25 protein-coding genes and 2 tRNA genes are annotated in these 26,274 nt (G+C 60.2%); 5 read left to right on the top strand and 22 right to left on the bottom strand.

What is annotated here, in order from left to right; all coding sequences use genetic code 11:
- Position 1 precedes the first annotated feature (1 nt).
- The 4 genes from ACAX43_RS24225 to ACAX43_RS24210 all read right to left on the bottom strand — a co-directional run bounded on the left by ACAX43_RS24225 (position 2) and on the right by ACAX43_RS24210 (position 3,360).
- Positions 2-1,060 carry a sugar ABC transporter substrate-binding protein gene (locus ACAX43_RS24225; RefSeq protein WP_370710939.1) on the bottom strand — a complete coding sequence of 353 codons (1,059 nt, stop codon included), beginning with the start codon at positions 1,058-1,060 and terminating at the stop codon, positions 2-4.
- Positions 1,061-1,338: 278 nt separating this feature from the next.
- Positions 1,339-2,307: an AraC family transcriptional regulator gene (locus tag ACAX43_RS24220; RefSeq protein WP_370710938.1), complete on the bottom strand. Its 969-nt coding sequence runs from the start codon at positions 2,305-2,307 to the stop codon at positions 1,339-1,341.
- Positions 2,308-2,736: 429 nt separating this feature from the next.
- Positions 2,737-3,012 carry a GlsB/YeaQ/YmgE family stress response membrane protein gene (locus ACAX43_RS24215; protein ID WP_370710937.1) on the bottom strand — a complete coding sequence of 92 codons (276 nt, stop codon included), beginning with the start codon at positions 3,010-3,012 and terminating at the stop codon, positions 2,737-2,739.
- 30 nt (positions 3,013-3,042) lie between these two features.
- Positions 3,043-3,360 (bottom strand): YqjD family protein, encoded by a 318-nt coding sequence (locus ACAX43_RS24210; protein ID WP_370710936.1) that lies wholly within the window; start codon positions 3,358-3,360, stop codon positions 3,043-3,045.
- A gap of 423 nt (positions 3,361-3,783) precedes the next feature.
- Between ACAX43_RS24210 and ACAX43_RS24205 the strand changes: the two genes are divergently transcribed.
- The gene (locus ACAX43_RS24205; RefSeq protein WP_370710935.1) at positions 3,784-5,130 is read left to right on the top strand and encodes a class I SAM-dependent methyltransferase; all 1,347 of its coding nucleotides are present in this window, start codon (positions 3,784-3,786) and stop codon (positions 5,128-5,130) included.
- Between the two features lie 253 nt (positions 5,131-5,383).
- On the opposite strand, the gene ACAX43_RS24200 is transcribed toward ACAX43_RS24205, so the two are convergent.
- Positions 5,384-6,181 (bottom strand): sulfite exporter TauE/SafE family protein, encoded by a 798-nt coding sequence (locus tag ACAX43_RS24200; protein WP_370710934.1) that lies wholly within the window; start codon positions 6,179-6,181, stop codon positions 5,384-5,386.
- Between the two features lie 650 nt (positions 6,182-6,831).
- On the bottom strand, positions 6,832-7,029 hold the full coding sequence (locus ACAX43_RS24195) for a hypothetical protein (protein ID WP_370710933.1): 198 nt from the start codon (positions 7,027-7,029) through the stop codon (positions 6,832-6,834).
- A gap of 232 nt (positions 7,030-7,261) precedes the next feature.
- Between ACAX43_RS24195 and ACAX43_RS24190 the strand changes: the two genes are divergently transcribed.
- The 3 genes from ACAX43_RS24190 to ACAX43_RS24180 all read left to right on the top strand — a co-directional run bounded on the left by ACAX43_RS24190 (position 7,262) and on the right by ACAX43_RS24180 (position 10,475).
- Entirely contained in the window at positions 7,262-7,573 is a 312-nt protein-coding gene (locus ACAX43_RS24190; protein WP_370710932.1) for an alpha/beta fold hydrolase, read from the top strand.
- A 464-nt stretch (positions 7,574-8,037) separates the two neighbouring features.
- Positions 8,038-8,241, top strand: a complete 204-nt coding sequence (locus ACAX43_RS24185) for a cold-shock protein (RefSeq protein WP_370710931.1) — start codon at positions 8,038-8,040, stop codon at positions 8,239-8,241.
- A 281-nt stretch (positions 8,242-8,522) separates the two neighbouring features.
- A complete protein-coding gene (locus ACAX43_RS24180; RefSeq protein WP_370710930.1) occupies positions 8,523-10,475 on the top strand; it encodes an Ig-like domain-containing protein in 1,953 nt (650 codons plus the stop codon).
- A 558-nt stretch (positions 10,476-11,033) separates the two neighbouring features.
- Here the strand turns inward: ACAX43_RS24180 and ACAX43_RS24175 are convergent.
- The 15 genes from ACAX43_RS24175 to ACAX43_RS24105 all read right to left on the bottom strand — a co-directional run bounded on the left by ACAX43_RS24175 (position 11,034) and on the right by ACAX43_RS24105 (position 24,936).
- Positions 11,034-11,110: transfer RNA gene (locus ACAX43_RS24175), tRNA-Pro, on the bottom strand.
- Between the two features lie 63 nt (positions 11,111-11,173).
- A complete protein-coding gene (locus tag ACAX43_RS24170) occupies positions 11,174-11,581 on the bottom strand; it encodes a MerR family transcriptional regulator (protein ID WP_370710929.1) in 408 nt (135 codons plus the stop codon).
- A gap of 46 nt (positions 11,582-11,627) precedes the next feature.
- Positions 11,628-12,038 carry an integration host factor subunit alpha gene (locus tag ACAX43_RS24165; protein ID WP_054040433.1) on the bottom strand — a complete coding sequence of 137 codons (411 nt, stop codon included), beginning with the start codon at positions 12,036-12,038 and terminating at the stop codon, positions 11,628-11,630.
- Between the two features lie 69 nt (positions 12,039-12,107).
- Positions 12,108-14,543: a phenylalanine--tRNA ligase subunit beta gene (gene pheT / locus ACAX43_RS24160; RefSeq protein ID WP_370710928.1), complete on the bottom strand. Its 2,436-nt coding sequence runs from the start codon at positions 14,541-14,543 to the stop codon at positions 12,108-12,110.
- Between the two features lie 153 nt (positions 14,544-14,696).
- Positions 14,697-15,710 (bottom strand): phenylalanine--tRNA ligase subunit alpha, encoded by a 1,014-nt coding sequence (pheS, locus tag ACAX43_RS24155; RefSeq protein WP_370710927.1) that lies wholly within the window; start codon positions 15,708-15,710, stop codon positions 14,697-14,699.
- Between the two features lie 157 nt (positions 15,711-15,867).
- Positions 15,868-16,227, bottom strand: a complete 360-nt coding sequence (gene rplT, locus ACAX43_RS24150) for a 50S ribosomal protein L20 (RefSeq protein ID WP_006052502.1) — start codon at positions 16,225-16,227, stop codon at positions 15,868-15,870.
- Positions 16,228-16,256: 29 nt separating this feature from the next.
- A complete protein-coding gene (gene rpmI, locus ACAX43_RS24145; protein ID WP_097389908.1) occupies positions 16,257-16,454 on the bottom strand; it encodes a 50S ribosomal protein L35 in 198 nt (65 codons plus the stop codon).
- A 248-nt stretch (positions 16,455-16,702) separates the two neighbouring features.
- Positions 16,703-17,227 (bottom strand): translation initiation factor IF-3, encoded by a 525-nt coding sequence (gene infC, locus ACAX43_RS24140; RefSeq protein WP_325044246.1) that lies wholly within the window; start codon positions 17,225-17,227, stop codon positions 16,703-16,705.
- A gap of 49 nt (positions 17,228-17,276) precedes the next feature.
- Entirely contained in the window at positions 17,277-19,184 is a 1,908-nt protein-coding gene (thrS, locus tag ACAX43_RS24135; RefSeq protein WP_370710926.1) for a threonine--tRNA ligase, read from the bottom strand.
- Positions 19,185-19,435: 251 nt separating this feature from the next.
- Positions 19,436-19,512 (bottom strand) — tRNA-Val (locus tag ACAX43_RS24130).
- Positions 19,513-19,640: 128 nt separating this feature from the next.
- The gene (locus ACAX43_RS24125; RefSeq protein ID WP_370710925.1) at positions 19,641-21,884 is read right to left on the bottom strand and encodes a bifunctional (p)ppGpp synthetase/guanosine-3',5'-bis(diphosphate) 3'-pyrophosphohydrolase; all 2,244 of its coding nucleotides are present in this window, start codon (positions 21,882-21,884) and stop codon (positions 19,641-19,643) included.
- 72 nt (positions 21,885-21,956) lie between these two features.
- Positions 21,957-22,310, bottom strand: a complete 354-nt coding sequence (locus ACAX43_RS24120; RefSeq protein ID WP_370710924.1) for a RidA family protein — start codon at positions 22,308-22,310, stop codon at positions 21,957-21,959.
- An 83-nt stretch (positions 22,311-22,393) separates the two neighbouring features.
- Positions 22,394-23,305, bottom strand: a complete 912-nt coding sequence (locus ACAX43_RS24115) for an alpha/beta fold hydrolase (protein ID WP_370710923.1) — start codon at positions 23,303-23,305, stop codon at positions 22,394-22,396.
- Positions 23,306-23,587: 282 nt separating this feature from the next.
- Complete coding sequence (locus ACAX43_RS24110) at positions 23,588-24,229, bottom strand: CoA transferase subunit B (RefSeq protein WP_325044238.1); 642 nt, start codon at positions 24,227-24,229, stop codon at positions 23,588-23,590.
- Positions 24,230-24,231: 2 nt separating this feature from the next.
- Positions 24,232-24,936: a CoA transferase subunit A gene (locus tag ACAX43_RS24105; RefSeq protein ID WP_370710922.1), complete on the bottom strand. Its 705-nt coding sequence runs from the start codon at positions 24,934-24,936 to the stop codon at positions 24,232-24,234.
- 239 nt (positions 24,937-25,175) lie between these two features.
- On the opposite strand from ACAX43_RS24105, the gene ACAX43_RS24100 reads away from it, so the two are divergent.
- On the top strand, positions 25,176-25,721 hold the full coding sequence (locus tag ACAX43_RS24100) for a LuxR C-terminal-related transcriptional regulator (RefSeq protein WP_370710921.1): 546 nt from the start codon (positions 25,176-25,178) through the stop codon (positions 25,719-25,721).
- A 71-nt stretch (positions 25,722-25,792) separates the two neighbouring features.
- Here the strand turns inward: ACAX43_RS24100 and ACAX43_RS24095 are convergent, their stop codons facing one another.
- Positions 25,793-26,227, bottom strand: a complete 435-nt coding sequence (locus tag ACAX43_RS24095; RefSeq protein ID WP_370710920.1) for an acyl-CoA thioesterase — start codon at positions 26,225-26,227, stop codon at positions 25,793-25,795.
- Between the last annotated feature and the right edge of the window lie 47 nt (positions 26,228-26,274).

Genomic DNA, 26,274 nt, shown 5'->3' with positions numbered 1-26,274 from the left:
ATCAGTACGTGATTCCCAGCTTCTTGCACCCTTCGGCATAGCGGTCGGTGCACAACTCCTTGCCGCTCGCGAATCCCTTGTCGACGACCTCCGCCTTGAGGTTCTTCGCCGTGATTACCGCGGGCTTGAAGAGCTGGGTCGGCGTGTTGAAGAGCGTCGTTTCAGCCTTCGGGGACTGGCCGGACAGGAAGCCGACAGCCACCTTCGCCGCCGCGGCCGCGACAACCTCGCTCGGCTTCAGGATCGTGTTGTACTCGTCACCCGCGATGATCAGCTGCAATCCCGCGAGCGTCGCGTCGTTGCCGGTCACTGGCGGCACCGGGTTGACGCCCGCTGCCTTGAACGCTGCGACAGCCCCGCCGCCCGTGCCGTCGTTGGCGGCCACCACACCGACAATCTGCGAACCGAAGCGCGTGATCTGTCCGCTGACCCACTGCTGAGCCTTCGGGGGAGCCCAATCCGGCGTGTCGTATTCGGCCAGCGTCTTGTAGCCGCTACCCTGCAGTCCGGCGTGGATGCCCTTCTTGATCAGCCCCGCCGCCGCGTCGGTCGGCGAACCGTTGACCTCGAGCACGCCGCCTTTGCTGGCCGGTACGCCTGAGTCTTTCAGGTGCTGGACGAGCGACTGCGCGATGGCACGGCCGATGCCTTCGTTGTCGAACGATACATAGTAGTTGGCCGGCGTCGAGGGCACAGGCCGGTCATAGGCGATAACCTTGATACCCTGGCCCTGCGCCATATGGACCAACGACGCGGCGGCCGTCGAGTCCACCGGGTCGAGGACGATCACCTTGGCGCCTTGCGCGATCACGGAGTTGAACTGCTGCTGTTGCGTCGCGACGTCGGCATTGGCGTTCTGGTAGAGCACCTTGCAGTCGGGGCAGAGCTTGCTCATTTCGGCCTTGAAGCCGGGGAAGTCATGTTGTTCGTAGCGCGTCGACGCCTGGTCGGGCATCAGAAAGGCAACCGTGCCACTGGGTGCGGCCCATGCCGCGGTGCTGCTCAACATGCTCAGGGTCAGGGCGCTGGCGCCTATTAACTGGTTCGAAAGTCTGGTCATCGAATGTCTCCGTTTTTTAGAAAAATTCCGGCACAGGTGCTGCTGTGGTTGGGCCGCGGGTGAGCTCCTTTGAAGATCGTTAGTTTGCTAGCACTATCCAGATGATTGCCCATCATGCGCCTCAATTGCGTCAGCGCGGACGCGGACCAATAGTTGCGTCATGATTCATATCCTATGTAGTACACAATACATCCATTCAGACTGCAGACAAACCCAGTTCGCCGGAGGCGGCGTTTCGTCAAGGCGCCACGGTCTGGGTGATTTCCGTGAGACACGCGCTATCCGGACGCTTGCGAGACGTGCGCGGCTTCAGCCGATTCAGTAGCGCTAGCCGCATTGAGTTGTTGATATGCGCGCCATCGCGAAGGCGACATGCCCTTCAGGGAAAGGAACTGGCGATTAAAATTCGAGAGGTTATTAAAGCCGACCTGATAGCAGATATCGGTGATATTCAGCTCGCCCGACATCAGCAATTGACACGCGAGATTAATGCGCAGCCGGTTCACATACTGCACGAAGGGCACGCCGGTGTGCCGGCGAAAATATCGCGAGAAGGCACTGACACTCTGCCCCACGAGTTCGGCCAACTCGCTTTCGCGCAACGCTTGTGACAGGTTCTTGCCAATATAGGAAAGCACGTGATTGATGCGAGACTCGGCATAGCGTGCCGGGTCCGCACAATAAGCAGCGCTCGCCAGCTTCACCGGCGCGACGCTTTGCACGAGCAGGTCAAACAAAGCGAGAAACAACGTGAGGCGCCGCATGCCTTTCGCGCTCAGCATCTCGTGCATGATCGGTTCAGCGGCCCCACCCGTTTCAGGTGTGAACAGCACGCCCCAACGCGATGCATCGAGTAACAACTCCACGCGTTTGAACTCTGGGAAAGCCTCGATCGCGCGCGCAACGAACCCCGTATCGAACTGCAGAATAAGACAGCGTTCATTCACATGGTCGCCCTGGGACAGATTGCTGACCCAGTTGTGCGGCAGATTCGATCCCACCATCACAAGATTGCCGGGCGCGAAATTGCCAATGTAATCGCCTACGAAGTATTTGCCCGTCGTCGACGTAATCAGCTGAATTTCATACTCAGGATGGAAGTGCCAGCGCACCGTGCGATAGGGATACCCATGCGACCAGATCTTGAACGACTCATCGCGCGGCACCGCCACGAGTTCGAGATCCGGCTGGACGATTCTGGCGTCGCGGACATGCGTGCGCGCCCCGCCACCCAGCGTCGTATGCATCTGTCTTCCTCCAGAACCCATTCTGCTTTTTGCGGGTCGCGCACATCGTGCCGCGTCCGCCGTAAGAGAAAGTTAGTCCTGTCGCGGATATCTCGCCACTGAAAATAAGACCGCAAACCGATACTTTATTGCTCTCGGGTCAAGCCATATGACGTTCAGCATCAATTTTTGTGCGACGCAACAGCTTTCGACCAGCACTTCGGGCCGGCGAAACGCGCCAAAGGTGCCAAGGGTGCCGACCAAGACGGGTGACCGCAATGAGGAGCGGCCACCCGGCACAGAGAACTTGCGACGAGTGGCCGATAGAGCCGATGCTCCACCTGATGTCGTGCTCCAACGATCCGCTGCTGTCCGCGCTCAAACCGAGTTTTCCAACGGGCAGCGCAGCGGTGTGGAGAAACGTTACCAGGTGGCCGCGTATTGTAGATTTTAGAGCGGACGCGTGCGACCTCGGCTGAAAAGTCGCAGGATAGCGAGCAGGATGACTGCGCCGATCAGCGCTGTAATCAGTGAGCCGATGATGCCGCCTCCCAGGTGCAGCCCCAGCACCCCACCCAGCCAACCGCCTATGAAGGCGCCGACAATACCCACAATGATGTCGACTACGATGCCAAAGCCGCCACCGTCGACGATACGACCGGCCAAAGCGCCAGCAATACCGCCGATGATTAGCCAGAAAATAATTCCATGCGAGACCGGATCCATAATTTCTTCTCCTGAAGAGTTCAACCGGGGTTAGCGGCGAGCAAGCATTCCAATAATGAGTCCGCCGATGAGCGCCATCGTGACCGCTTTCCACGGCGCCTCATGAACGTAATCGTCGGTCGATTCAGAGACGACACGGTACTTCGTCTTAACCACCTCCTGTGCACCCGCAATCTTTTCCTTCAGGTCAGACAGCGTCCGAACACCGGTTGCCCGGTCTCCGTCGGCACCGCTGGACCTCGCTGTAAAGCCGTCGCCCTGTTGAGATGAACCGGCGGAGCCGGCCGGGTCAGACGCACTGAGCGAGGACCCGGCTGCCGGCGTGGTGGGTTGGTGCAACTCGACCATTTGAACCTCCATCGTTTGTGTGAATGGTCTAAGGGTGAGCAAGCGCCGTGCCTCACCGCGGACATTCAGCGCGCGTGAAGGTCGCCCTCAGCGGCGGTCGCGACGATTGGGCCTCGCGCCGTGCTGGAGTTTCCGAAGTCATGCACCCTCTCGTTAATCTACACTCGAAGCTGATAGGATTACTATATGTCACTTTATGATATGGATGAGGGAACTCACCGCAGTGCGATCGACGCCGATAGGGGGCGTCGTGAATGATGCGAATGGTGGCGGCAGCGCCGCGGCATGATCGCCAGTCGCATCTTGATTCGGACGCGCAATGGACGCGTGAGAACGGGGCGCGGTTTGCACGAAAATCGGGCCCGGAGGGTGGTTGCCGCCCGCGCCGGAGGATTGTGACATTGCCTGAAGGAGACAGCGTCCATGATGCTTCCCAGCCTTTTGCGGCACCCTGCCGAACACCAGATCGCCAGCCTGCCACTCCCCTGCTCCGTTCAGCTTCCGGACGGCGAGCGCATCGGCGCGGCTCAGCCCCGGCTGTCGTTCGTCATCCGGGATGTTCGAACGCTTCTGCATCTGACGCAGGGGGCGATCGGGCGACTGGCGGAAGACTATGTGGAGGGCCGACTGGAGATCGAGGGGGATATGCATGACCTCATGGCCACTGCCCCCGCGCTGCTGCGGCGCAACCCAACCCAGGAGGCGCACGGATGGCTGCTGGCTCGTGTCAATCGCGCCCGCCTCGCCGTCTGGGAACGCACCCACCACAGTCGAGCCATGGACGCCGCACAGATTCAGCATCACTACGACGTCTCCGATGATTTCTACGCCCTGTGGCTCGACCCGCTGCGGGTGTACTCGTGCGCGTACTTTTCGGCGCCCAACATGTCGCTGGCAGACGCCCAGCAAGCTAAGCTCGATCACATCTGCAGGAAGCTGATGCTGCGTCCCGGCGAACGTTTTCTCGACGTGGGCGCCGGTTGGGGTGCGCTGCTGTTTTGGGCTGCCGAGCACTATGGCGTTGCCGCGACAGGCATCACCCTGTCGAAAAACCAGTACACGTACGTCAACCGTCTTATCGACCAAAAGGGGCTGCAGGGTCGCGTCCGGATGCTGCTGCAGGACTACCGCGATATCGACGAGTCCAGGCCATTCGACAAAATTGCTTCGGTGGGCATGTGCGAACACGTTGGGCGCCCGAACCTGTATCGCTACTTCGCAAAGATGCGCCGTCTGCTTCGGCCGGGCGGCCTCATGATGAATCACTGCATTACCGCCGGCGGCGCTGACAATCCGCAACTCGATGGCGGCATAGGTGATTTCATCGACAGATATATTTTCCCCGGCGGTCAACTGGTGCACGTGAGCGTATTGATGGCTGCCATGACTCGAGGCAACCTCGAACCCGTGGACGCCGAGTGTCTTCGCCCGCATTACGCGCGCACGCTATGGCAGTGGGCCGACGCCCTGGAGGCTTGTCTTGACGAGGCGCGCCGGATACTGGGCAGCGACGCGGAACGGATCATCCGCGCGTACCGACTCTATCTGGCAGGGTCCGCCATGGGATTTGAACGAGGGTGGACGTCGCTGTTCCAGATTCTCGTGTCGCGGCCGCCTGACATGACCGAACAGCCTAATCGTTCCGCTCATTGTCGGCTCGCCGAGCGACATGAATATCCGTTCAATCGCGCGTACATGTATGCGCGGAATCCAGGCGCCGCAGCAACGGACCCGGGACGCGATACAGCACGCACCGAAAACCGGCGATAGTTTTTCGGAACGCTTCTTACGCACGCTGCCGCGCGGCATCGAAGCCGCATTGTCTGCAGCGCAGCAGCACGACAGGCGGGTGACGACTCCGCATTTCGCGATCGAGCGCAAGCGGCCGCCTAATGAGAAGCGCGGTTCGCCGCAGCTCGCCGCTGCCTTCTCTTCTTCGTGATGCCTGCATCCACACTCGCCAGACGGCCCAGTGCCCGTGCTGCAGAAGACGACCTACTCAAAAGGATGAATTTGTGACACGTTAAAAGCCGGCAAATATGGCCGGCACGGATCGCACAATCAGATTAATTGCTGCCCCGATCAACACAATCCACAGAAGCGTCAGGACATTGGCGGTCGAAATCGCATTACGCAATCTTGCGCCGATCAAAAGGCCGATCGTACCGCAAGGCAATAGCCACCCCGCCAGGTGCAATACGGCTGGATTGCGATACAAACCTGACATGCTGAAAAGGAGTAGTCGCGCAATTGCAGTCAAGGTAATCAGCGTACTGATCGTTGCGCGTCTTTGATCCGCATCGCTCAGGCGTCCTGCCAGATAAATGGTGTACACCGGGCCGCCCGTGCCGAATACGGCAGTCAGGCAGCCTCCGAAGAAACCCAGTGGAAGCGCCCAGCCACCGCCAATCCGCCGGAATTCGCCGTGTGAGCGCACCCGCCATAACGAGTAGGACAGCAGGCAGACGCCAAGCAGGAGTTCAAGGGGCTTCTCCGGCACCGAAACCAGGACTGTCACGCCGAGCACAAGGCCGATGCACAGCCACGGTCCCAGGCGGCATAACTCCTGGGCCTGGACAGCCTTAAGATTGCGCAGTCCGACAAGCATTCCGGCTACCAGGTCGAGTACCAGCATCACTGGTGTGGCAGTACGGAGGGGAATAAGCTGCGTCAGCATCGGAATGGCGACGATCGAGGAGCCAAAACCCGTCATGCCATATACCAGATACGACAGCGTGATGATGGCGCCCGCCGCGAACATCGAGGTGATATCGATTCCAGTACTGGCAAGTTCCATTTGCGCATGCAGCCAGGCAATCATCGGAAATAGGCCTCGTCCGTGTAGCATTCAAAATTGCCGGGGATAGTGTTGCGGCGCGATTCTGACAGCGCGGCGATGATGCGGCCCGTACTGCCCCAAGCATTATGCTCGCGGCCCCGATAAAGAAAAACGCAGTAATGGTTTTCACGAGGCCAAGAAAAACTTTATGTTCCCTATCATGTGGCAGGCGCATCGGGGACCTGCAGCAAAGCCGGAACGATGCGGTCCATCCGTGCATGGAAACGCTTCCTGTCGTTCGCACGACGCTCATGTGCGTCGGAACTGGGAATCCCCCGCCATCGAAAGCCCCCCCACAAACGGTACCGCGGTCTAATCCTGGGTTGCTGCATCACACCAGGCGCTCCGAGTTTTGCATGACTTCGGGTTCTCTTTTGCGCGGCATTGCGTTTTTCCGCGCCGTCGCCGCCGGTATAGTGACCCAGTTATCAACGAAGCTCGGAATGGCAATGAAGGCAGTGCAAATATGGGCCCGCAGCTTCACTTGCGGTGATTGACCAGACGGGGCCTTCACTCGTTTAGACTTGCTGTGTCATATGTGTTCGCGAGCTACTGCTTTACCAATTTGCAGCGGAAGATAGCCGCAGGTTCACGAGGCGGTACGCTGTAATGCGGTACGCGATCCGCGGATATCAGTGCGATCCACCGTCGACGTGACTGCTGCGATTCGCGCGGCGGCGGGTCAGGAGGCTGACCAGTACGGCGATGGCCGCAGTGGCTGCGTAGCCGGCGAGGCGAATGGCGTCTTCGCTCGAAAGACGCAAGATCAACACAATGACAATGACAATGGCGATTGCAAGCAGAGCCGGGACTACGATTGCCCTTTTCATCTGAGTCTCCACTGAAGTTCAATGTACGGCCCGGAGCGCATGGCTATTTCGCAGTTTTTGTTAAGCCGAAAGCTAAGTACCGGTGCTGTCCGGCCTTCTCTCCTCAAGTTCCCACCGGCCGCTCCGGGGAGAACAGAATACGCCCCACGTTGCGCTCAGGCACCGGCAGAGCCACGGCTGACTTCTGGCGCCGTGGCCAAGCGGCCACCCCGGTACGTGACAAGCAGTTGGCGTGGCATCGTTGGCCTTTTCTATCATTTGCGCTTTCCCGGTAACCATCGTGGCGAGTGACCGCTGCGCGGCAAATGAAACGTGCCAGGCGCACGACAGCGTGGTCCGGTTGCAGCAGCGTATCCAGCGACCGACGTTGGTGACGGCTGGGGACGCCGATCCGGCTTGTTCGCCGACTGCGACCGCCAGGCTGTCAGAAGGTTTGCCTCACGCTCGCACCGAAATGTTTGAGAGGGCGAGCCATTTTTTTCTCATGGAGCAACCCGCAAAGTTCGAACGCTTGCTCGTTGACTGGCTGAAGAAACACGCCTGACGTCTGCGTGAGATTCTCCAGCGACGCGGACGGCTCTGTCGCATTAACGCGCGGGAGATAAAATTCGAGTACGACGGACGCTTGAGATTGCGAAGACTCAGCGATTAGGCAACCTACTCACTCACGACAAAACCGAATCTGCAAAAGAAAAACCGCCACCAGGCATTGAAGGTATTTCTTGACGATAGCCAGCACAGAGAGAAGTCCTGGAAACATCGAACTCAATAAGTCGGTGTCGCGTCCCGCAATCCTTTACTTCGCGTCAAGCATCATCGGTAGGCGCTTCACGAAATGCGTTGACAGTCCCGGATCGCCAAGGTACTGTGGGCTTCGAAATATTCAAGAAGCCTGATTGCTGATCACCATTTTCCGCCTCTTCTGCGCGGTACTCGCTATCCTCTCCTCTTCCTTGAAGTTTTTGTCGCTCCGCAACGGAGCCATTGTTTTTATTTCAAGGAATTCTCATGGATACCGGTACTGTTAAGTGGTTCAACGATAGCAAAGGCTTTGGCTTCGTTACTCCTGATACTGGCGGCGACGATCTCTTCGCTCGCTTCCCGGAAGTTCGGGGCGACGGATTCAAGACGCTCGCAGAAAACCACCAAGTGAGCTACGAGACAAAGCACGGCCCGAAGGGTTTGCAGGCCGCGAATATCTCGCCACAGTAACGTATCTCAAGGGCCGGTCTACCGGCCTTTTTCTTGTCTGCCCGACCAGGCTCTTTGTACATTTGCCGAAAGGTGTCCACCTGTCTTTTGCGCGAGCGGGACAGGATCACCGGACGCGGCATGTCGAGCACCTGTTCGCCCCACTCTGAATTCTCAGCGCTGCACGCAAGTAAAACAATTTTAAGCGACACCGAATGCTCGGTGCCGCAGGTCAACTATCAGGGAAAGAAAATGAAAAATATTGAGTATGCCGCTGCATCAGCGTCGAACCGAGGTTGCACATGACCCATTTTCGGCTTTTCGGCAAACGACTGACCTGGTTGACGGCGTTGCTGCTTATAGCACTGACGGCAGGGTGCGACGGCGGCTCTTCGGGTACGGACCTGGCCACGACATCAGGCACGACTCAAGACGCGACCCGGCCTGCCGTCAGCTCCGCGGTGCCCTTGCCCGGCGCCACAGGTGTGGGAACGACCACGAAGATCATCGCCACCTTCGGCAAAGACATGAACCCGGCAACGATCTCCGGGTCGAGCTTTACCGTTGCCGGCCCCGGAGGTGCCCCGATTGCGGGCACGGTGAGTTACATCGTGGGTGCGAAAGCCGCGGTGTTCGCTCCCGCGAACCCGCTGCCTATAAACACCGCCCTTACGGCAACGATAACGAGCGCTGCACAGGACTTGTCGGGTAACGCACTGTCAGGCAACTTCGTGTGGACGTTCACCACGGGGGCCACCACAGACGTGACCCCTCCCACGGTGTTGCTCAGCGTACCTGCGGCGGGTGCGACAAATAGCGCCCTGAACACCCACATTTCGGTGACGTTCAGCGAGGACATGGATCCTTCAACGATAACGGCGACCAGCTTCACGCTGACTGGATCTGACGGCACGCCGGTCGTGGGCACGGTGTCTTACGCGGCGGGCGCAAAAAGTGCGATCTTCACCCCGACTGCGCCGGCGACCCTGACTGCGGGAACCGTCTACAAAGCTACCGTTACAACGACGGCCAAGGATCTTTCCGGCAATGCCCTCGTGAGCAGCTTTGCGTGGACGTTCACCACGGGAAGCAGCGCGAACACGACGCCGCCCTCGATCGTGTCGACGAACCCGGCTAACGCCGCAACTGGCGTCTGCACCAACAAGTCGGTCAACGTCACTTTCAGCGAGGCCATGGACCCGTCGACCCTCAATACGGCGACTTTCACCGTCGCGGCCTCGACCGCGCCGGGCACGCCACTCGCAGGCACCATTGCTTATAGCGTCCCGGACAACGTCGCGACCTTCACTGCATCCAGCGCCCTGACAGCCAACGCGAGCTATGTCGTCACGATCACGACCGGCGCAAAGGACCTGGCGGGTAATGCCCTCGCAGCCGCTTTCGTGACGAATTTCACAACGAATTCGTCCCTGTGCACGACAGCGCCCGCTCTCGGAGGTGCCCAGCCTTTCGGCTCGTTCGGCGGTAATGCCACGGTCACGAATGCCGGACTGAATACGGTCATTCACGGCGATCTGGGTGTGAACGCAGCTTCAACGAAGATAACGGGACTGCACGACTCCGGCGGCAACGTCTACACGGTGACGCCCAACAATAACGGACTGGTAACCGGCCTCGTGTACACCCTGACCGCGCCCCCGGGTTCGGTCGCAGGCGCTGCCGTCTCGCAGGCAAGCCTGGATGCGACGAAAGCGTTCAACGCGCTCTCACCGGGCTCATTGCCGGGTGGCATCAACGTGTCAGATCCGGCGCAATGTGCCAGTTGCGGCGGAGCTGGAGGCGGCGCCGACGAGTTGGCAGGCCGTACGCTTCCGCCTGGCGTGTATCGCTCAGCCGCAGGCACCTTCGACATTGGCGGAGCGGGACGCACGACCGCCAATCTGACGTTGGATGCTGGCGGTGACGCCAACGCCGTGTGGGTCTTCCAGACAGCAGCGAACACAGGCACCTTGAATGTGGGAGTGACCGGGCCGGCTACACCGGCGGTGCCGATCCAGGTATTGCTGGTGAACGGCGCGCAGTCGAAGAACGTGTTCTGGTATGTTCCGGGCGGTGCGGTTATCGGCACGGGATCGACGATGACCGGAACGATGTTGTCCAACGCATCGATCACCTTTTCGACAGCCGGAGGGACCCCGCCGACCGCGGTCGTCACAACGCTCAACGGCCGCGCGATTGCGTTGACTGCCGCAGTGACAATGGTCAACACGGTTATTAACGTTCCTGCACCTTAACAATACCGGCGCAGCGCTTAAGTGGGCTGCGCCATAATCCGTTGGGCGTTCCAATTTGATCTGTGTTCCAGTGCATTGCCGACATGTCCTACCTCGTGTGGCAACGAGCAATCGACGTGGGCATGCTGCTCGAGACGCAGGTCACCGACACGACGATACGGTTCAAGCCATCGAAGACGGCCGGCACAAGCGGCAAGGCGCTCGATGTCGAGAGCACACCGCAGATCCGCGCGGTGACTGACCGCGCGAAGGAGCGCGCCAGCGTGACTGACGGCTTCCAGTTCAAAGACCTGCGCGCGCTCGGCGCAACGACGCAGCGAAGGCCGGCAAGGGGCGTGCAGAGATCCAGACACGGCTCGCGCACACGACCGGAAAGACGACGGAGATCTACATCAAAGAGGCTATTCCGGAGACGTCATCGCTCGACCTGGAACTGCCATGGTGACGCTCGGCGTTTAAGACAAATGTCTAATCTTCTGTCTAAAAACCACTGTACGAACGCACAGTGAGGCGGTAAATGAAAAACCCGCACAGCCTTAAGCTGTGCGGGTTTGAATTTGGTCGGGGCGAGAGGATTTGAACCTCCGACCACCTGCACCCCATGCAGGTACGCTACCAGGCTGCGCTACGCCCCGAACAGCTAAAAATTATAACAGACACTTCCTTCGATTAGAACCGCTCTGCGCTAACAAAGCGAACTAGTGGCCCAACAAATCGATCACATGCAGCAATTCCTTGCGCAACTGCTCGACGTCCACTGCGGCTGTTGCAGCCGCCGGCGCCGCTGCGCCCTCGCCTTCCCCGAGATCATCAGCCGCCGCACCATGCGCGCCACCGCCATGTGAATCAAGCCGGTTACGCGCACCGTTGATCGTGAAACCCTGCTCATACAGCAACTCACGAATCCGCCGGATCAACAGCACCTCGTGATGCTGGTAGTACCGTCGATTGCCGCGCCGCTTGACCGGCCGCAACTGCGTGAACTCCTGTTCCCAATAGCGCAGCACATGCGGTTTCACGCCGCATAGTTCGCTGACCTCACCAATCGTGAAGTAGCGCTTCGCCGGGATCGGAGGCAAGACGACTTTTTCGATCGTCGCTGTCATCGTCAGTTAGCCGTCGTGGTGGGTTGCGCAGGAACGCGCCAGTCAATCAGCGCGCGAAGCTCGCTTCAGCGCCGTTCTCGACCAGCGCTTTCAGCTTTTGACTTGCATGGAACGTCACAACGCGGCGCGCGGCGATTGGAATCGCCTCGCCGGTCTTCGGGTTTCTGCCAGGACGCTGGGGCTTGTCGCGCAACTGGAAGTTGCCGAACCCCGACAGCTTCACGCTATCGCCACTCTCCAGCGCATCGCGGATCACCTCGAAGAACGCTTCGACCATGTCTTTCGCTTCCCGCTTGTTGAGCCCGACATTGTCGAACAGCAACTCGGCAAGTTCAGCCTTGGTAAGCGTCGGCGTTTCGGTGGAAACGGCCGCGGGTGATGTCGGAATATCGCGAATCATGGCGCTGCGTTGCGCCGTAAGAAGAGCTTCGAAATCACTCGAGTTCATTTCATTCATATCTATCAAATGGCGCGTCAAGCAGAAACGGAAGTTGCGGAAAAATGCCGTGCAAATGTTAATTGCGGGTTATCCACGCAACCGTGCGCCATATACTCGAGCCAGACGTTCCACCAGAGTTTGAATGGCCAGATCGACCGTTTCATCCTGAAGGGTCCCGCCAGTATCTTGCAAGGTCACACGGAACGCAAGGCTTTTCTCGTGAGCCGCCAGGCCCCCGGAAGTGTTTGATTTTGGACGGAATTCGTCAAAAAGCGCAACCTTCTGGACGGTCTTGCAGGCCGCTTCGGATTGAGCCTTCTGGAGCTCGTCCAGCAGCGCCTGCACCTCGATTTTCTGATCGACGACCACCGCAATATCGCGGCGCACCGGCGGGAATTTAGACACGTCCGTCGGAGTCGGCAATACGCGTTGCATTAATGCTTCCGCTTCGATTTCAAACAGAATCGGTGCATGCGACAAATCATATTTTTGCATCCAGCGCGGGTGCAATTCGCCAATCCAGCCCACCGCGCGGCCATTCAGTTCAATACGCGCGCTACGGCCCGGATGCAATGCCGGATGCGCCGCTTTCACGAAGCGCGCCAACGCCGGCGCCAGTACTGCTTCCAGATCGCCCTTCATATCGAAGTAGTCAACTGAGCGGGTTTGCGCGCCCCACTGCTCGTCGAGCGCAGGACCGTAGGCGAGCGCGCCGATCATCTTCGGCTGGGCGAAACCCTCAACCGCCAATTCGCCTGCCTTGATCGACGGATCATGCAGGAACACGCGGCCCGCTTCGAACACGCGCACGCGATCGGCGGCACGACGGTTCAGGTTCGTGCGCAGCACATTGATCAGGCTACCGAACAGCGTGGTCCGCATCACCGACAATTGGCTGGCAATCGGATTCAACAGACGTACCGGCTTGTAGTTGCCGGCGAAGTCCTGCTCCCACTCCGCGTCGACGAAACTGAAGTTGACCGTTTCCGCGTAGTCGCGCGCGGCGAGCGCGTGGCGGATCACGTGGATCGAGCGCTGCGTTTCGTCGGTCGGCAGCATTTCGCTGGTCGCGACCGGCGGACGTGCGGGGATCTTTTCGAAGCCATAGATACGCGCGACTTCTTCGATCAGGTCTTCTTCGATTTCAATGTCGAAGCGGTACGACGGCGGCATCACCGAGAACGTATCGCCGTCGCGTTCGAACGTGAGGCCGAGGCGCGTGAAGATCTGCGCGATTTCGTCCGCATCGATCTTGATGCCAATGATGCGGTTTGCACGCGAGACGCGCATCTTCACCGGCTCACGCTTCGGCACGTTGACGATCTGATCGTCGACCGGGCCGGCTTCGCCGCCGCAGATGTCGAGGATCAATTGCGTGATGCGTTCGATGTGTTCGACGGTGGTCGCGTAGTCCACGCCGCGTTCGAAACGATGGCCCGCATCGGTCGAGAAGTTGTACTTGCGCGAGCGGCCACGAATGCTATCCGGCCACCAGAAAGCGGCTTCCAGATAGATGTTGGTCGTGTCGAGCGTGACTGCCGTGCTGTCGCCGCCCATGATGCCGGCGAGGCTCTCGATGTGCTGTTCGTCCGCAATGACGCCGACGGTTTCATCGAGTTCGACAGTGTTGCCGTTCAACAGCTTGAGCGTTTCGCCCTTGCGGCCCCAACGCACGTCCATGCCGCCGTGGATCTTGTCCAGATCGAACACGTGCGACGGACGGCCAAGTTCGAGCATCACATAGTTCGAGATGTCGACGAGCGCGGAAATGCTGCGTTGGCCCGAACGCTCCAGACGCTGCACCATCCATTGCGGCGATTTCGCGCGCGCGTTCACGCCGCGAATCACGCGGCCCGAAAAACGGCCGCACAGATCGGGCGCCGAAATCTTGACGGGCAGTGTTTCGTTGAGCTTGACGTCGACCGGCTTGATCTCGAGCGGGCGCAACGGCGCGCCCGTGATCGCGGACGTCTCGCGCGCCACGCCGAACACCGAGAGGCAGTCCGCCTTGTTCGGCGTCAGCTTGATTTCGAAAACCGTGTCGTCGAGTTTGAGCGTTTCGCGGATATCCTGGCCGATCGGCGTATCTTCCGGCAGAATCATCAGGCCGCTATGATCTTCCGACAGCTTCAGTTCGCGTGCCGAGCACAGCATCCCCTGGCTTTCCACGCCGCGTAGTTTCGACAGCCTGATCGCGAACGGCGCGCCACCCTCTTCGGCCGGCGGTAACTGCGCGCCCACCAGGGCGACCGGCACCTTGATGCCCGGCGCGACATTCGGTGCGCCGCACACGATGTTCAGCGTCGCGCCCGTGCCGGCGTCGACCTGACACACGTTGAGCTTGTCCGCGTCAGGGTGCTTGACGACTTCCAGCACCTGGCCGACGACGATCTTCGAGGTCGGCGGCGCGGCCGGCCGCAGGTCTTCGACTTCGAGACCCGCCATCGTCAACGCGTGCGACAGCTCATCGGTCGTCAGTTGCGGATCGACAAAGGTTCTCAGCCAGGATTCCGGGAATTGCATGGTTCTGTGTACGTTCTGATCAGGTTAGGTCCAGGTCCGGCCGGTGCATCGCGCGTTTCAGTATTCGTGATTCGCCGGGCACTGCCGGGGACGCTGCTGGCGGCACTGCACGCAGTGCCGCGCTCTATGCTTGTCGCGTTCGTACGCGCCGGTTCACGCGAATTGACGCAGGAAACGCAGGTCGTTTTCGAAGAACAGACGCAGGTCTTGCACGCCGTAACGCAGCATGGTGAGCCGCTCGAGGCCGCTGCCGAAAGCAAAGCCGATATAGCGCTCGGGGTCGAGGCCCATGTTGCGGATCACCGTTGGGTGAACCTGGCCGGAGCCCGAAATTTCGAGCCACTTGCCGGCGTTCTTGCCCGTTTCGAACAGCATGTCGATTTCGGCCGACGGTTCGGTGAACGGAAAATACGACGGACGGAAGCGTACGAGAATATCGTCGCGCTCGAAGAATTTTTTGAGGAAGTCGGTATAGACGCCCTTCAGGTCGGCGAAGCTGATGTTCTCATCGATCCACAGGCCTTCGACCTGATTGAACATCGGCGAATGCGTCGCGTCGCTATCCACACGATACGTGCGGCCCGGCACGATCACTTTGATCGGCGGCGTGTTGGTGCGCGCGTAACGCACCTGCATCGGGCTGGTATGCGTGCGCAGCAGCAATGGGCGTCCGTCGGCATCTTTGCCGTCGACGTAGAAGGTGTCCTGCATGGAACGCGCCGGATGGTTTTCCGGACTGTTCAGCGAGGTGAAGTTGTACCAGTCGGTTTCGATTTCGGGGCCGTCGGCCACGTCGAATCCGATCGACCGGAAAATCTGTTCGACGCGCTCCCACGTGCGCATCACCGGGTGCAGGCTGCCTGCGCCGGTGCCGCGGCCGGGCAGCGTCACATCAATAGCTTCAGCGGCGAGGCGCTGGTTCAGCAACGCGTCGGCCAGCGCCTGGCGGCGGGCCGTCAACGCGGCTTCCACGTGTTGCTTGACGAGGTTGATCCGTGCGCCTTCGGTCTTGCGCGTTTCGGGATCGAGTTTGCCAAGGCCCTTCAATAGCTCGGTCAGCGCACCCGATTTGCCGAGAAAGCGCGCTTTCTCGTTCTCGAGGGTGGTGACGTCTGAGGCTTCTGCGAAGGCTTTTTGCGCGTCGGCGACAATCTGGTCCAGATCCATTGATCCCATCATTTCAGCGTCAGTGTTCAATCGAAGCAAAACTGGTTCTACCAACAAAAACGGGGCTCGGTGAGGAGCCCCGTTTTTGTTGCAGCGGCACCGAGACTACCGGATGCTCGCTGCAACGAACCACGCAGTTTAATTGCCCAAAGCGCAATCAGGCTGCAACGGCGGCTTTCACCTGCTGAACGATCGCAGCAAAAGCAGCCTTGTCGAACACAGCCATGTCGGCCAGCACCTTGCGGTCGAGTTCGATCGAAGCCTTCTTCAGGCCGTTGATGAACACGCTGTACGTCATGTCGTGCTGACGCACCGCCGCGTTGATACGCGTGATCCACAATGCACGGAACACACGCTTCTTGTTGCGGCGATCGCGGTAGGCGTACTGGCCTGCGCGCATGACCGCCTGCTTGGCGATGCGATAGACGTTATTGCGACGGCCGCGGTAACCCTTGGCCAGCTTGATGATCTTCTTGTGACGGGCCCGTGCGGTAACCCCACGTTTTACTCGAGGCATATCTTGCTCCTATGAGTGTCGGTTAAGGGTTAAGCGAACGGCAGCATTGCGCGCACGGAGTTCATATCGGCTTCATGAACTGACGTCGAACCGCGCAAATGGCGTTTGTTCTTGGTGGTCTTCTTGGTAAGAATGTGGCGCTTGAAGGCTTGACCGCGCTTGACGGTACCGCCCGGACGCACCACGAAGCGCTTTGCAGCACTCTTCTTGGTCTTCATCTTCGGCATGACAACTCCATTATTAGATGGATATGGGTGTGCGGTCGGCCAGATGGCCATTACCCGCCCTTCGAAACCCACTCCACTTGGTATGCAGACCGCCGATACTGCCGGCAGCCGCTTTTCAGGAAGCGACGCTCACTTGCATAAGCGCCGTTCCGAAACCTGCCGACACCGCGCCGGATACCCGGCATAGCATCGCTTCAATCTTTCACAACCGGAGCACGCGCCACATGGCGCGCCGCCACTCCAGCTGCTTACTTCTTTTTCTTCGGCGCGATCACCATAATCATCTGGCGCCCTTCCATTTTCGGCATCTGCTCGACCTGACCGACTTCGTCGAGGTCCGTGCGCAGGCGCTCGAGCACGCGCATACCGATTTCCTGGTGAGCCATTTCGCGGCCACGGAAACGCAACGTGATTTTCGTCTTGTCGCCGTCATCGAGGAAGCGAATGAGGTTGCGCAGTTTGACGTTGTAATCGCCGTCGTCGGTACCCGGGCGGAATTTGACTTCCTTAACCTGGACGACCTTCTGCTTGAGCTTGGCCTCGTGTTGCTTCTTCGCTTCCGAGTACTTGAACTTGCCGTAGTCCATCAAGCGGCAAACCGGCGGAACCGCTTGCGGAGCGATTTCGACCAGATCCACATCTTGCTGTTCCGACATGCGGAACGCATCAGCGAGTTTCACGATGCCGAGCGGTTCGTTCTCGACGCCGACCAGACGCACCTCGGGTGCCGTAATTTCACCGTTGATGCGGTGCGCAGACTTATCAGTAGCGATGTTACGTTTCCTCTAAAAATTAAAAAAACGAGCCGGGCTGCCAAGTGGCTCAGTTGAACGACTGCACATCCTGGCGCAGACGCTCAATGAAGGTATCGAGAGGCATTACACCCAGATCGACACCACCACGGGCACGCACGGCTACCGTTTGGGCTTCACGCTCTTTGTCGCCGACCACAAGCAGATACGGCACCTTTTCCAGCGTGTGCTCGCGTATTTTATAGCTAATCTTCTCGTTGCGCAAATCGGCCTCTACTCTAACCCCTTGTTTTTGCAACGATTGGGCTAGCGACCGTGCATATTCGGTCTGACTTTCCGCGATATTCATCACCACAACCTGCATGGGCGCGAGCCACGACGGCATTGCACCAGCATGGTGCTCGATCAGAATGCCGAGAAAACGCTCCATCGATCCGACGATTGCCCGGTGCAGCATGATCGGGCGGCGACGGCTGTTGTCTTCCGCGACATACTCAGCGCCCAGACGCTCCGGCAGAACCATATCAAGCTGCAACGTGCCGCATTGCCACGAGCGGCCGAGCGCGTCCTTGATGTGATATTCGACCTTCGGACCATAGAACGCGCCCTCGCCCGGCAATTCTTCCCACGTCACGCCGCAAGCCGTCAGCGCGTCGCGCAGACCCTGTTCGGCACGATCCCACGTCTCATCCGTACCGGCGCGCGCATCCGGACGCAGGGACAGCTTGATCTCGACGTCGTCGAAGCCAAAATCCTTGTAGACGCTCATCGCCAACGTATTGAACGCAATCGATTCGCTGATGAACTGGTCTTCGGTACAGAAAATATGGGCGTCGTCCTGCACGAAACCACGCACGCGCATCAGGCCATGCAGAGCACCCGACGATTCATTGCGGTGGCACGAGCCAAATTCGGCGTAACGCAGGGGCAGATCGCGATACGAGCGCAGACCGTGGTTGAACACCTGCACGTGACCCGGACAGTTCATCGGTTTGATCGCGTAGTCGCGCTTTTCCGATTCCGTTGTGAACATGTTTTCACGGTAGTTCTGCCAGTGGCCCGACGCTTCCCACAGCGAGCGGTCCATGATCATCGGCGTCTTGATTTCAAGGTAACCGGCATCGTTCACGCGGCGGCGCATGTATTGCTCGACCTGCTGCCAAAGCGTCCAGCCACGCGGATGCCAGAACACCATGCCCGGCGACTCGTCTTGCATGTGAAACAGATCGAGTTGCTTGCCGAGCTTGCGGTGATCGCGCTTCTCCGCTTCCTCGAGCATGTGGAGGTACGCTTCCTGGTCTTCTTTTTTGGCCCAGGCCGTGCCGTAGATACGCTGCAGTTGCTCGTTCTTCGAGTCGCCGCGCCAGTACGCGCCGGCCAGCTTCATCAGCTTGAAGACCTTCAGCTTGCCGGTAGACGGCACGTGCGGGCCGCGGCACAGATCGGTGAAGCCACCATGCGAGTACAGCTTGATTTCGTCGGTAGTCGGAATCGATTCGATGATCTCGGCCTTGTACTTCTCGCCGATGCTCTTGAAGTAGTCCACGGCTTCGCCGCGCGACACTACGCGGCGCGAGACCGGTTCGTCTTTCTTCGCGAGCTCCTGCATGCGCTTTTCGATCTTCTCGAGATCTTCCGGCGTGAAGGGACGGTTGTATGCGAAGTCGTAGTAGAAGCCGCTGTCGATCACCGGACCGATCGTGACCTGCGCTTCCGGATACAGATCCTTCACCGCGTAAGCGAGCAAGTGCGCCGCGGAGTGGCGAATGATGTCGAGACCATCGGCGTCTTTCTCGGTGACGATGGCAAGCGCCACGTCGTGATCGATCAGCGTGGACGTGTCGACCAGCTCACCGTCGATCTTGCCGCCGAGCGCGGCCTTCGCGAGGCCGGGACCGATCGAGGCGGCCACTTCGGCGACGGTCACCGGATGCTCGTACTGTCGAACAGAACCGTCAGGCAGACGTATCGAAACCATTGCGTTCTCCGTGGTGCCGACCGGCGGCGGCACATACAACCAGGTCAAAAAACCAAAAAAAATGCGGCCCCGCTTTCGAGGGGCCGCATTCACATTTCCTGCAAACTACATTGGCGAAAGTGGTCCTCGACTAGCGTCGCTCCGAAGTAGTTTCGGTCAACGTTCGCGGTGCCATAACCGTATTTGCCTTTTGCGCCGAGGCGCTTACTGCAGTTTGCGAAACCCCGGTAAAACCGGAATTTCTCTTTCGTTGGTAGGCTCGATTGGACTCGAACCAACGACCCCCACCATGTCAAGGTGGTGCTCTAACCAGCTGAGCTACGAGCCTGAAGAAACGAGATTATATGGAGCCCCACACCGCTTGGCAAGTACTTTTATGTACCGACTTTAAATTTCCATGCACACACTCGAGCGCATCAACGGATGCCCACTGGCACTTGCCGCCTCGCCCGCGCATCAGCTCTTGCGTGAAGCGCGCACCACGCCCGTTACTTCACCGAGCAACGCACACGCGCGCTGAATTTGCGCGGCGCTCGACACCTCGACAGTAAATTGCATGAATGCGGCGTTACGACGCGTCTGCGTTTTCACGCCGATCACATTCATCTTCTCGCGCGCGAACACTTCGGAAATATCGCGCAGCAAGCCTTGCCGATCCGTTGCGTCGATGGTGAGATCGACGGGATAGACGGACTGGCCGCGGCCGCTCATCACATCCGCCGACCACGCGGTTTGCAAGACACGCTCCGGCGCACGATCGGCCATGCGCAGGAAAGTCGGGCAATCGCTGCGGTGGATCGACATGCCCTTGCCCCGCGTGACAAACCCGCAGATGTCGTCAGGCGGTGCGGGCCGGCAGCAGCGCGCAAGTTGCGTGAGCAAGGCGTCGACGCCGACCACCAGCACACCCGTGGAAGCCCCGCGCGCAACGCTCGCGCCGCTGCTGCGCTTCTCGAACTGCTCAGGCGCTTCGACTACCGGCTCGGGCGGCGGCGCATCGTGGAGCGCCTGCTCGACGAGCCGAAGACTGAACTCTTCTTTGCCGACCACCGAGAACAGATCGTCGGTGGTCTTGAAGCCCAGTTTCGCCGCGAGCTGATCGAGATTGACGGATGTCTTGCCCTCGCGCTGCAAGGTCTTTTCGACCATCGCACGGCCGCTCGCGATGTGCTCCTGCACTTCGACCGCGTTAAACCACGCGCGCACTTTCTGCCGTGCCCGATGGCTCTGCAGATACCCAAGTTGCGGATTGAGCCAGTCACGCGACGGACCGCCCTCTTTCACTGCGACGATCTCGACCGTCTGTCCGTTTTGCAACGGCGTGTTGAGCGGCACCATCGCACCGTCGACTCGCGCGCCGCGGCAGCGATGCCCCAGTTCGCTATGCAGGTGATACGCGAAATCCACCGGCGTCGCGCCGTGCGGCAACGGAATCACGCGCGCTTGCGGCGTCAGCACGTAGATGTGGTCGTCGTCGAGCGTGGCCTGGCGCAGTTGCTCCCACGGCTGAGCGGCGCGTTTCTCGCCGTGATCGCCTTCGGACACTTCGTCTTTCCACGCGAGCAGCTGACGCAACCACGCAATCTTCTCGTCGTACTTCTCATTGGCGCTGAACTGACCGCCGTAGCCCCGCGTGCCCGCTTCCTTATAGCGCCAGTGCGCCGCCACGCCGTACTCGGCGAACTGATGCATCTCCTGCGTGCGAATCTGCACTTCGAACGCACGGCCGTCGTCGCCGATCACGACAGTGTGCAGCGATTTGTAGCCGTTCGGCTTCGGCCGCGAGATGTAGTCGTCGAACTCCTTCGGCACCGGCTGCCACAGGTTGTGCACGATGCCGAGCACGGTGTAGCAATCCTTGATGTCCGGCACGATCACGCGAAACGCTCTCACGTCGTACAGTTCGGCAAAATCCAGTTCCTTGCCGCGCATCTTGCGCCAGATGCTGTAGATATGTTTCGGCCGGCCGCTGACTTCGGCTTGCACATGCGCCGCAGCCAGTTCCTGCTGCAGGCGCTCGATCGCCTCCGCAACATAGCTCTCGCGCTCGACGCGCTTCTCGTCGAGCAGCCTGGCAATGCGCTTGTAAGTGACCGGCTCTTCGAAGCGGAACGCGAGATCCTCGAGCTCCCACTTCAGTTGCCAGATGCCCAGACGATTGGCGAGCGGCGCATAAATATCGAGCGTCTCCCGCGCGACATCAGGCGAGGGCGTGACTTTCGCCGCCGCGTAATAGCGCAGCGATTGCAATCGCGACGCGAGCCGGATCAGCACCACGCGAATGTCTTGCGCAAAAGCAAGCAACATCTTGCGCAACGCCTCGACCTGCGAGCGGCGCGCCGCCTGAGCATCACGCCCGGCTTCGGGCATCGCATTCTGGGCGGCGCGCAGACTCACCGTGCCAAGGCGCAGCAACTTGCGCACGTCGCCGACCAGTTGCGCGACTTCTTCGCCGAAGTTGTCGGCGATCACGCGCTCCGGGTCTTGCAGATGCGGTGTCAGCGCAAATAAGGCCGCCGCCAGCACAGCGGGCGGATCGACGTTGAGCGTGCGCATGATCGACGCCGTACCCGCCGCATGATCCGCCAGCAACTCGCCCGAGGAGAGCCGCACCTCGCCGGCATGTTCGCGCACGAACGCCATCGCTTCGTCGAAAGAAGGGATAGGTGTCGGGGTGCTCGTAACGATTTCGGTAGTCATGGTGCGACGGCCCACCAGGCCATACGGATCAACGGAATTCCAACAACAACTGCGAGAACTGCAAGGCCAGGCTTAGCTGCGCTGCGCCGCGACCACGACGACTTCGACGAGGCACTTCGGGTTCGCGAGCTTCGCTTCGACGGTAGCGCGCGGCGGCGTGGCGCCCGGTGCGACCCACTCGTCCCACACTGCGTTCATGCCGGCAAAATGCACCATGTCCGAAATGAATATCTGCACGGACAGCAAATGCGACTTGTCGCTGTTCGCTTCACCCAGCAGACGGTCGATGTGGCCGAGCACTTCGCGCGTCTGCCCCGTGATGTCCTGATCCGCGTCTTCGGCGATCTGGCCCGCGAGGTACACGGTGCCGTTGTGCACGGCGATTTCCGAGAGGCGCTTGCCGACGTGATGACGAATGACTGCCATAAAGAATCCTGAGGTTGGTTGAAAATTGATCGAAGATGCGTTCCGCATTGCGCCCGGTCAAGGACACCGCGCAGAACTGCATATTATGACGCGTCGGCCGCTGAGCCGATAAAGAACTGCCTCGCAATGTCGATCTGATCGGCCGACAGAAACGCCGGCGCATGCCCGACGCCCGCGATCTCCGCGCTCGATACGGCGCGCCCGGTCTCCACCATCTTCGCGACGGTTTCGCGCGAGAGCAGATCTGATTGCTCGCCGCGCACCACCAGTACCGGCCCCTGAAATGCAGCCAGCGAATGCCACAGCGCAGCCTCGCCGAGTTTTGCCGCCTCCTCGGTGGTCGCGGCAAACGGCTCTGCAATGCGCGGGTCGTAGCGAAGCAACCATGCGCCATCCTGCTCGCGCAGGAGCGGCGTGTTGATCTCTCGCCATTCCTCCGGCGTGAGCGGACCAAAAGTCTGTGCGAGCAACGCGGCGTAATCGATGCCCTGTTGCAGCGTTTCGAAACGCACTGGCCTGCCGAGATAATCGCCGATGCGCTGCACCGCTACCGGCTCAAGATGCGGACCTACATCGTTCAGCAGCATCTTGCGGATCGGCGTGTCCCGCAGGCCGGCCAGGGCGAGCCCGATCAGGCCGCCCATCGACGTGCCGAACCAGTCGACCGTCTCGACGTTCAGGCGCGCGATCAGCGTGACCATGTCGGCGACATATTGCGGCACGCTATAGAAGTTGGGGTTGGCGAGCCACGATGACAAGCCCCGCCCCGCCACATCCGGACACACCACGCGGTACGTGCCGGCGAATTCCGCAGCGAGCCGGTCGAAATCCCGCCCGGAGCGCGTCAAGCCGTGCACGCACAGGAGCACGCGCGGATTGGCCGGGTCGCCCCACTCGGTGTAGGCAATGCGGTGCAAGCCACCGGCGCTCGCGCACTGCACATAACGCTGGCGCGGCGCGGGCTGCCCGGCGGGGAAAGCGGACGTTGCGGTCATCTGGGTTCCTTGCAAAAGCACTGCGGATTCGGCCTGGGCATGGCAGGGATCAATAAGCGTCCAATCTTCAAACGATTGTAAACCGCTTTGCCGCGTGGCAAGGATCGGCCAAACGGCCTAGGACCGCTAGGACGAACCATCACAAACACTCGCCACAAACGCCCGCCGCACAAAACAAAGCGGGCGAGACTCACGCCTCGCCCGCCCTGCACCACGCCCTGTCGCCCGCCCACCGGTCACTTACATCCGGACCGCGGCCGGCTCACAAGCTCACAAGCTCATTCAGCTCACCGCGCTCACATCGAGCGGCGCGCCCGTCTTCGCCTTGATTTCCTCGACGCTGACGCCCGGCGCAAGCTCAGTCACCTTCAGACCGTCTTCCGTTACTTCGATCACGCCGAGGTCGGTGATGATCTGATCGACCACGCCCACGCCCGTGAGCGGCAACGTGCATTCTTCGAGGATCTTGTGCTGGTCGCCCTTGGCGACGTGCTCCATCAGCACGACCACGCGCTTGACGCCCGCGACCAGATCCATCGCGCCGCCCATACCCTTGATCATCTTGCCCGGGATCATCCAGTTGGCGAGATCGCCCTTCTTGCTGATCTGCATCGCGCCAAGGATCGCCAGATTGATGTGGCCGCCGCGAATCATCGCGAACGAATCCGCCGACGAGAAAATCGACGAACCCGGCAGCGTGGTCACCGTCTGCTTGCCGGCGTTGATCAGATCGGCATCCACTTCTTCTTCGGTCGGCGAGGGGCCGATGCCGAGCAGACCGTTTTCCGACTGCAACCACACTTCGACGCCCGCCGGTACGTGGTTGGCCACCAGCGTCGGCAAGCCGATACCGAGGTTCACATAGAAACCGTCCTGCAATTCCTTCGCCGCGCGCGCGGCCATTTCGTCACGAGTCCATGCCATGATCAGTTTCCTTTCGCGCGAACGACGCGTTGTTCGATGCGTTTTTCCGGATGCGCATTGAGCACAATGCGCTGCACGAAAATGCCCGGCGTGTGGATTGCGTCGGGATCGAGTTCGCCCACTTCGACAATTTCTTCCACTTCCACGACCGTGATCTTGCCGGCCATCGCGCACATCGGATTGAAGTTGCGCGCGGTGCGGCGGTAGATCAGGTTGCCCGATTTGTCGGCTTTCCATGCTTTGACGAGCGCGACGTCGGCCGTCAGCGAATGTTCGAGCACGTAGTGGTTCTCGCCGAACTGGCGGGTTTCCTTGCCTTCTGCGATCAGCGTGCCGTAGCCGGTGTTCGTGAAGAACGCCGGAATGCCCGAGCCGCCGGCGCGCAGCTTCTCGGCCAGCGTGCCTTGCGGCGTGAATTCCAGCTCGAGTTCGCCGGCCAGAAACTGGCGCTCGAACTCCTTGTTCTCGCCCACATACGACGAAATCATCTTCTTGACCTGGCGCGTTTCGAGCAGCAGACCGAGGCCGAAACCGTCGACGCCCGCGTTGTTGCTGATGCAGGTGAGGCCCTGCACCTTCGAATCGCGCAGCGCCGCGATCAGCGCCTCCGGAATGCCGCACAGCCCGAAGCCGCCGACGGCAAACGTCTGCCCGTCCTTGACGATGTCTTTCAGCGCCTCGGCGGCGCCTGGATAGACCTTGTTCATCAGTATGTCCCTTCCTTTATGGAAACCCGAAACCGGATCGTTGCAGCTGGTATGACGTTAAGCGGGCGAGGCCCGACACGTCATTCTAGTCATCCGCGGCGGGCCGTGCGCTCAGGTTGCCCTGCTTTGCGTCAATGCCCGCTGCGAACGCTTCGCCGCGTTGTGATGTGCCTGAAAGAGTACGCTGGGCGAGCCATACGGCACAATACGCAAAAATACATAAGTACTTGCCGCCAGCCATGCCCGCACTGGATTACCAAACCGCTTTTCACCTCGCCCCGATCGGACTCGTGCTGTCGCGCGAACGAATCATCGAAGACTGCAACGACCAGCTGGCGTCGATCTTCGGCTGCCCGCGCGAGGCGCTGCTCGGTCAATCGTTTCAGGTGCTGTATCCGTCGACGGACGAATTCGAGCGGATCGGCGCGCGGATTCCGCCAATCATGACCGCGCAGGGCAGTTACGCGGACGACCGCATCATGAAACGGGCGAACGGAGAATTGTTCTGGTGCCACGTCACCGGCCGCGCGCAGCAACGCGCCGACGCGCATGCGGCCGGCGTGTGGACCTTCGAGGATTTGAGCGCGACACGGCGCGTCGCGGTCGAGTTGACGCCGCGCGAGCGGGAAATCGCCGCGCAGCTGGTGACGGGAAAAACCAGTAAGCAGATCGGCCGAGCGCTGGAGATCAGCCCGCGCACGGTCGATGTCTACCGCGCGCGGTTGATGCGCAAATACGATACGGGGAATGCGACCGAGCTGTTGCAGCGTTTGCTCGGGCATTGAGACGCGGCCCTGAAGCGGTCCGCAATGGGTCTGCCACGCCAAGGCGGCGGCTCGCGCCGCGGGTTTGGCGCTTACGCCGCCTTGACCAGCGCGGCGCGCTCGATCGTCGCGCGAAGCAGATCGGGAACCGGCACCGACTTGCCGGCTGCGTAGTCAATCCACACGCAGCGGGCAGCGCCACGGGCATAGACGGTATTCGGATCGTCGGCACGCACGAGTTCGAACCCCGTGTCAAAGCTGCTGCGGCCGGGCGTGGCCACGGTCATCCGGCCGATTACATCGCCGGGATAGTGCAACTGCTTGAGAAACTCCATCGACGCATTGACGATCACGGGCCCGTGCCCCTCGCCGTTGCCGCCCGCAACAATGCCGAGCTGTTCGAACCAGGAAATCCGCACCTGCTCCATGTAACGGAAATAGACCGTGTTGTTCACATGGCCAAATGCGTCCATGTCGCCCCAGCGGATCGGCATCGACATCTCAAAAACGGCGTGGAAATCGCTCATGTACTTCTTTTACGGGTTTGAAGGGTTAAACGAGGTTGAAGCCGGTG

It is taken from the genome of Paraburkholderia sp. IW21 (assembly GCF_041321145.1).
GTDB lineage: Bacteria > Pseudomonadota > Gammaproteobacteria > Burkholderiales > Burkholderiaceae > Paraburkholderia.
This window is presented reverse-complemented; position numbering and strand designations above follow the sequence as displayed.